We start from the raw sequence: 6,678 nt of genomic DNA, 5'->3' as shown, positions 1-6,678 counted from the left end.
CACGCCCCCCCCCCCCCCCCCCCCCCCCCCCCCCCCCCCCCCCCCCCCCCCCCACCCCCACCCCCCCCCCCCCCCCCCCCCCCCCCCCCCCCCGCTTCGGGACTGCCTTTTGCGCTAGGTGATCGAGTTGGCCCGCTGCGCGATCACCAGGCGCAGCGCCTCGATCAGCAGGTCGGAGGTGAACGGCTTCTTCACGAGCAGCGCGTCGTCCGAGATCAGGCCCTTGGTCACCGCGATGTCCTTGGGCAGCCCCGAGATGTAGACCACGCCCATGCTGGGCCGCACCGCGGTGGCCGCCCGGGACAGCTCGCCGCCGGAGGCGCCGGGCAGGCCCAGATCCGTGACCAGGACGTCGATCACCCCGTCGTGATCATGACAGGTCGCGATCGCGGTCTCCGAGTCGGGCGCGACCAACGTGTCGAAACCGCGACGTTCGAGCATGCGCCGCATGATGTCCCGCAGATCCTCTTCGTCGTCGACGACGAGAACTGTCGGACGGTAATCAGACACCTCCGACATGGGGCCCCCTTGTCCTTTATGACCTGGTATGCGTCGGTATTCCGTTTCAGGAAGCGCCGACGAGAGGTCAATCAATCCGATAAATCACGCTATCCGTAGACGGCGGTGAGGGGGCCCGTTTAGTTCAACCAGGCCGTGTTCAGCAGCTTCGCCGGACTGCCCGCCTTGCCCTGCACCCTGGTGGAGGCGTGCTCCACCAACGCGTCGCGGACCTGCTTCGGGGTGAAGGACGGGTTGGCGGCGAGCACCAGCGCGGCCGCGCCGGCCACGTGCGGGCTGGCCATCGAGGTGCCACTCATGGTCGCGGTGCCGGTGTCCGACTTGTACGAGGCGCTGGTGATCCGCACGCCCGGCGCGAACATGTCCACGCACGTGCCGTAGTTGGAGAAACTCGCCCGGGTGTCCGTGCTGTCCGTCGCGGCCACGGTGATCGCGTCCGGCAGGCTGGCCGGCGACTGCTTGCACGCGTCCCTGTCGTCGTTGCCCGCTGCCACCGCATAGGTGATGCCGGCCGCGATCGACTTCTGCACCGCGTTGTTCAATGTGGTGCTGGTGGTGCCGCCGAGGCTCATGTTGGCGACGGCCGGCTTGACCGCGTTCTTCGTCACCCAGTCGACGCCCGCGATGATCGCCGAGTACGACCCGCTGCCGGAGCAGTCGAGCACCCGCACCGCGACCAGCTTGACATCCTTGGCCACGCCGTACTTGGCGCCGCCGATCGTGCCCGCGACGTGGGTGCCGTGGCCCTTGCAGTCGTCCGCCTTGCCGTTCTTGGTGATCGCGTCGAAGCCGGCCCGGGCGCGCCCCTCGAAGTCCTTGTTCGAGATCTTGATGCCGGTGTCCAGCACGTAGGCGGTGACGCCGGCCGAGCTGCGGTAGGTGTAGGTCTTGGAAAGCGGCAGCGCCGACTGGTCGATCCGGTCCAGGCCCCAGGTCGGGGCACTCTGCACGTCCTCGCCGGTGACCTTGGCGTCCTGCTCGACCGAGCGGACCGCCCGATTCGCCGCGAGCCGGCGGGCCTGGGTGCGGGTCATGGTGGCGTGGAAACCGGTCAGCGCCGAGGTGTAGCTGTCCTCCACCCGGCCGCCGTACTTGCGGACCAGGCGCTCGGCGGCGGCCGGCACGTCGGCCGCCCGGGTGCCGGGCTGGAAGGTGACGATGTAGCTGTCCGCGATCGCCACGGAGGCGCCGGCGTCCAGGATCGTGCCGATCGGCAGCGCGGCGGGTGTGCCGGCGGCGGCCGAGCCGGCGATGCCGGTGACGGCGGCCGCGGCGGCGACGCCGGCGGTCAGCACGAAGCGGGCGGCGCGACGCCGGCCGTGGATGCGAGTCATACGAGTCCCCTCTGTCGGCTCCGGCGACGCATGTCACCCCCTCGGGTGCGCATGCCGGAGTCACTCTTGGGGCAATGTTGTGGACGTGGCGGAGCCTCCTCGGGACCGTCCGGGTTGCGCCTGGGTTGCACCGGGGCCGGGTCCACCACGAAGAGCTAAGTCGATGCCAGGGAAGGCCGAAGTACCCGCTGTCAGGACCGCCGCACCGCCACGAAGTAGGAGAGCGATGATGTCCGCGCTGCTGAGCACTCCCGAGATCGCGACCGTCCCCGAGCTGACCGAGCGGTGCGACAGCTGCGGCGCTGCCGCCAAGATCGAGGTCACCATGCCGACCGGCACCCTGGCCTTCTGCGGCCACCACGCCAACAAGCACGGCGCCGAGCTGGCCCGGCTGGCGACGACGGCCCGCGTGGAAGAGGGCTTCGAGTGGTCGGGTGCCGCCCAGTAACTCCGTCTTGACGGCATCTGCCGCGATATGATCGCTACCTCACTATTGGGGCAATTTGCCCTGCCTCAGAGGGAGCGGCGGTGCAGATCGCGGCGCACGATGTGAGCAGGTTGTCGCGGCTCGGCGCCGGGTGCGCCGGTGTCGTGACGGCTCTGTACGGCGCCGTCGGCCTCCCCGTTTCCACCATCGACCCGAGCCCGGCGCCGGCCCTGCTGCCCGCCGGGCTCGCGCTCGTGCTGGCCGTCCTCCCGCATCGCCGGTTCTCCGTGCGGGTCACCGGACATCTGCTCGCCGCGGCGGCCGGCCTGGTCGGCAGCCTGGCCCTGCGTTCGCACCCCGCCGCCGGGGTCGCGCTGGTGCTCGCCGCGGCCGCACTCGGCACCCTCGACCTGCGGTTGCCCGCGCGCTCCGACCGTACGGTCCGCTTCCGGGTGGCCGACCCGCTGCTGGCCGGCGCGGCCATCATCGCGCTGGTCGCCCTGGTCCCCCGGATGTTCGCGCCGACCTTCCCGGACGGCAGCGGTCCCGGCGAGCTGATGTCGCCCTACCTGGCCGGCGCCCTGCTCACGCTGACCACCGGTGCGGTGCTGGCCCGGCCCGAGGCGGGCCCGCTGCGCACCTCGGCGGCGGCCGGCCCGGGCACCACGATCCGGCGGCTGCTGCCCGTGGTGATCGCTCTTCCGGTGCTCGCCGCGCTGGTCAGCGCCCTGGCCGTGCGCACCGGGATCAGCCGCCCCGTGGCCGCGATCAGCACCGGCGCGATCCTCGCCGCGCTGGCCGTGCTGGCCCTGGTGGCCTATCTGATCCGGTCCCTGGAGGCGGCCGACCGGCGGCAGCGCGAACTGGTCGCCGAGCTCGCCCGGGCGCAGGAGTTCTCGGCCACGATGCTGCAGTCGATGAACGAGGCCGTGATGGTGCTGGACGCCAACTACCGGGTGCTGGACGTGAACCGGCGGTGGCACGAGCTGACCGGGCACCCGCCGGAGGAAGCGCTCGGCACCCGGCCGGAAGAGCTGCCGCCGACCGGCACCGGGGACTGGTCGGTGCGGCGCCGGGACGGGACCGAAGTGCCTGTGCTGGCCACCATGGCCGCGGTGCCGGCCGCGGACGGCTCGGCGCGGGCATACGTCGCCACCTACGTCGACATCGCCGACCGCAAGCGCGACGAGGAGGCGATCCGGGCGCACGCCGACGAGCTGCTGCGCGGCAACGAGCAACTGCGCGAGTCGAACACCCGGCTGGAGACCGCGCTGGCCTTCAAGAACGATCTGACCTCGATGCTGACCCACGACGTGGCCCAGCCGATCAGCTCGATCGCCAGCCTGGCCGAGTTGCTCGCCGCGGACTGGTCGGACCTGCCGGACGACATCCGCAAGGAACTGGCCACCAAGATCGATCGGAACACCCAGCGGCTGATCAAGATGATGAACGACCTGCAGCTGCTGTTCCGGCTGGACACCGGCGCGGTGACCGCAAGGCGCACCCCGGTGCCGCTGCTCGAGGTGGTCGAGTCGGTGGTGGCGGCGAGCTTGGCAAACCAGGGCGGGGCGAACCAGGGCGGGGCGAACCAGGGCGGGGCGAACCAGGGCGGGGCGAACCAGGGCGTGGTGACCGTCGACGTGCCCGAGGACGTCTCCGCCCTGGCCGACCGCGGCCACCTGCAGGCGGTCACGCAGAACCTGCTGAGCAACGCCCTCACCTATGGCGAGGCGCCGATCGAGATCCGGGCCGAGCGGCGCGCCGACGCGGTCGAGCTGACCGTGCGGGATCGCGGCCCGGGCATCCCAGCCGACCTGCTGCCGCACCTGTTCGACCGGTTCATGCGCGGGTCCGGCCTCGGGCTGTTCATCGTGCGGCACCTGGTCGAGGCGAACGGCGGATCGGTCCGGTACGAGCCGGGCGACCCGCGCGGCGCCCAGCTGATCGTCACACTCGAGTCGGCGTCGGTGTCGGGTCCTCAGCAGTAGCCGCGGCCGCCCGCAGCTTCTCGCCCTCGCGCTCCGCCTTGGCCAGCTGCGCCGGGAAGCGCCTGGTCAGCTGATAGAGCCGGGCCACCAGCAGCGCCTCGAAGAGCAGCAGCAGGGCGCCGGCCGCGATCGAGGTCCAGAACACCAGGCCGAGCAGCGGGCCGATGATGAACACCGTCATCTCGTATTCGACGCCGCTGAACAGGTGAGTGCGGATGCGTCCGCGGCGCAGGTAGTTGCGGAAACGTACGTAAACGCTCGCGTCGGCGTCCGCCGGGGCCGGCGCCGCGGTGCGCTCCTGCGTCTCGCCCTCGTCGTCGACCGGCGCGGCCACCTCGGTCACCCCGCGCGCCTCGGCCAGCCGCTCCCGCATCGAGAGCTTGATCTTGCCCATCTGCGATCCGTTGAGGTAGCGGAACAGGTCGAGCGTGATCACCCCGGCGGCCAGCCAGATGTAGCCGATCTCGCCGGTCTTGGCGTATTGCCCGCCCATCAGCGCGACCGTGCACAGCACGACCCGCACCCGGTCGAAGATGAAGTCGAACCAGACGCCGAAGATCGTGCCGGTGCCGTTCAGCCGGGCGATCTTGCCGTCCATGCAGTCGATCACGAAGCTCAGGTGGAACAGCAACGCTCCGAGCGCCAGCCAGCCGTGGTCCTGCAGCAGGAAGCAGGCGGCCGCCCCGAGCCCGAACAGGAACGCGCCGAACGACAGCAGGTTCGGGGTGATCCACCGATATGGGTAGACGAGCCGGACCAGGCGCAACGCCAGCGGATCGACCAGCAGGACGGTCCACCAGGCGTCACGCGTCTTGACGGTTCGGTCGCGGATCTCCCGCAGGGGTATGCGTTGCACGCTGTTAACTTGCTAGTCGGCTCGGGTCTTTGCAAGCCGACTGAGGAGCTTCTAACGCAATTTTTACCGCTTTGAGCCCACGCCCATCAGTAGTCGTGCGCGCTCCCGCGGTCCTCCTCATTGATCATGCCGTCGCCCCAGCCGTCCCGAACCGGCGTGGTTCCGCCCATCGGCGCGCTGCCGCTCTCGGTGCCCGCGCCGGTGCCCCAGCCGGTGCCCGGGTGCGGTTCCGGCGTGCGCCGCTTGATCCGCTCGGCGATGGTGGCCGGGGACACCGTGACCCCGCCGCCCATCCGCGCGGACAGCTGCTTGGAGCTCACGCCGCCCAGAGGTGCCACGCCGACCCCGCCCTCCACCAGGCCCTTGAGCGTCACCAGGTCGTGCTTCAGGCGCTTGGTCAGCGTCTCCTGACCGTGCCGGTCGCTGGGCATCAGGAAGGCGATGTCCGCGTCGAGCTGCGCCACCACCTGGGTGCGGGTCTCGCCCACCGGCCGCAGGGTGATGGTCTCGCTCAGCCGCGGGCCCTCCGTGGTGGCCCAGGACACGCGCTCGTCCAGGGACAGCTCGGTGATCTGCGCGTCGAACTCCCGCCGCTTGCCGTCCAGGTCCATCACCCAGTGGGTGCGGTTGCCGCCGATCGGCACGACCTGCTCGACCCCGGTCATGAAGCGCGGGTAGTTCTCGAACGCGGCGATCTGCTCGTAGACCGTGTGCAGCGGGGCGCCGACCTCGATGGTTTGCTGAACCAGACTCATGTGACAGAGAGTACGTAGGCAAGCACGGCTCGCGTTCGAAATCTCTCAGACCCGGCGCAGGTACTGCCAGTGGCCGACCTCGGCGGCGTACCGGGCGTCACTCGCGGCGACCAACGGCACTCCGGCTTCCCGCAGCCGGCCCACCATCCGCGGGGACGGGCTCCGCCACGCCTCGCTGACCTCGACCGCGGTGCCGGTGGCCCGGCACGCGTCGGCCAGCCGGTCCAGCGCCTCGGTGGTGAGCGCCGCGTCCTCGATGCCGACCTGGGCGAGCAGGCTCAGCGGCCGGGCGAGCTGGGTGGGCACATAGCGGGAAGCGCGCTCGAGGCCGTTGACCGTCGCGCTGATCAGGATCTCGGCGACCTGCGCCTCGGCGAGCTCGCCGGCGGCCAGCATCGACCGGACCTCGCGGTGGCCGAGCGGTCCGTCGTCGGTGGGCAGGTGGCTGACCGCGACCGACAGCGCCTCGAGGTGGCCCAGGTCGGCGGACGGCCAGGCCAGCCAGCCGTCCGGCTGGACGACTTCGACCTCGGCGGCGATGCGCAGGGTGAGTTCGGTGCGGCGGCGGGCCCGGCGGATGGCATCGGCGTACGCCGGCAGCCAGGTGGTGTCCCGGCCGACCTGGTCGGCGAAGGTGACCGCGGTCAGACCGGCCCGGTCGGCGGCCGAGACGACCACGCCGACGCTGTCCCGGCCGGCCGCGAAGCCGGTGTGCACGTGCGCGTCCACGGTCAGGTCGAGGCTGCTCGTACCCGTGATGGTTTCCTGCTCTGCGCCCACGATCCCGCTCCCGGCTCAC

7 protein-coding genes are annotated in these 6,678 nt (G+C 71.3%); 2 read left to right on the top strand and 5 right to left on the bottom strand.

Annotated features, from left to right (window positions below; translation table 11 throughout):
- Window positions 1-114 precede the first annotated feature (114 nt).
- Window positions 115-519: a response regulator gene (locus ACZ6TI_RS08125; RefSeq protein WP_465344250.1), complete on the bottom strand. Its 405-nt coding sequence runs from the start codon at window positions 517-519 to the stop codon at window positions 115-117.
- Window positions 520-638: 119 nt separating this feature from the next.
- Window positions 639-1,853: a S8 family peptidase gene (locus ACZ6TI_RS08120; RefSeq protein ID WP_465344249.1), complete on the bottom strand. Its 1,215-nt coding sequence runs from the start codon at window positions 1,851-1,853 to the stop codon at window positions 639-641.
- A gap of 229 nt (window positions 1,854-2,082) precedes the next feature.
- Here ACZ6TI_RS08120 and ACZ6TI_RS08115 point away from each other — a divergent pair, with 229 nt between their 5' ends.
- Both ACZ6TI_RS08115 and ACZ6TI_RS08110 read left to right on the top strand, forming a co-directional pair.
- Window positions 2,083-2,301, top strand: a complete 219-nt coding sequence (locus ACZ6TI_RS08115) for a DUF7455 domain-containing protein (RefSeq protein ID WP_465344248.1) — start codon at window positions 2,083-2,085, stop codon at window positions 2,299-2,301.
- Window positions 2,302-2,381: 80 nt separating this feature from the next.
- Window positions 2,382-4,268: a sensor histidine kinase gene (locus ACZ6TI_RS08110; RefSeq protein ID WP_465344247.1), complete on the top strand. Its 1,887-nt coding sequence runs from the start codon at window positions 2,382-2,384 to the stop codon at window positions 4,266-4,268.
- Here the strand turns inward: ACZ6TI_RS08110 and ACZ6TI_RS08105 are convergent.
- From ACZ6TI_RS08105 to ACZ6TI_RS08095, 3 genes are all read right to left on the bottom strand, one after another.
- Window positions 4,228-5,124 (bottom strand): CDP-alcohol phosphatidyltransferase family protein, encoded by an 897-nt coding sequence (locus tag ACZ6TI_RS08105; RefSeq protein WP_465344246.1) that lies wholly within the window; start codon window positions 5,122-5,124, stop codon window positions 4,228-4,230. The two genes, ACZ6TI_RS08110 and ACZ6TI_RS08105, sit on opposite strands and share 41 nt — an antisense overlap.
- Window positions 5,125-5,210: 86 nt before the next feature.
- Entirely contained in the window at window positions 5,211-5,879 is a 669-nt protein-coding gene (locus ACZ6TI_RS08100; RefSeq protein ID WP_465344245.1) for an SRPBCC family protein, read from the bottom strand.
- Window positions 5,880-5,924: 45 nt separating this feature from the next.
- A complete protein-coding gene (locus tag ACZ6TI_RS08095) occupies window positions 5,925-6,659 on the bottom strand; it encodes a hydrolase (RefSeq protein ID WP_465344244.1) in 735 nt (244 codons plus the stop codon).
- Between the last annotated feature and the right edge of the window lie 19 nt (window positions 6,660-6,678).

Source organism: Actinoplanes sp. NPDC051388 (assembly GCF_055586225.1).
The sequence above is the reverse complement of the archived record's forward strand: the minus strand, read 5'-3'. Positions and strand labels throughout refer to the sequence as shown.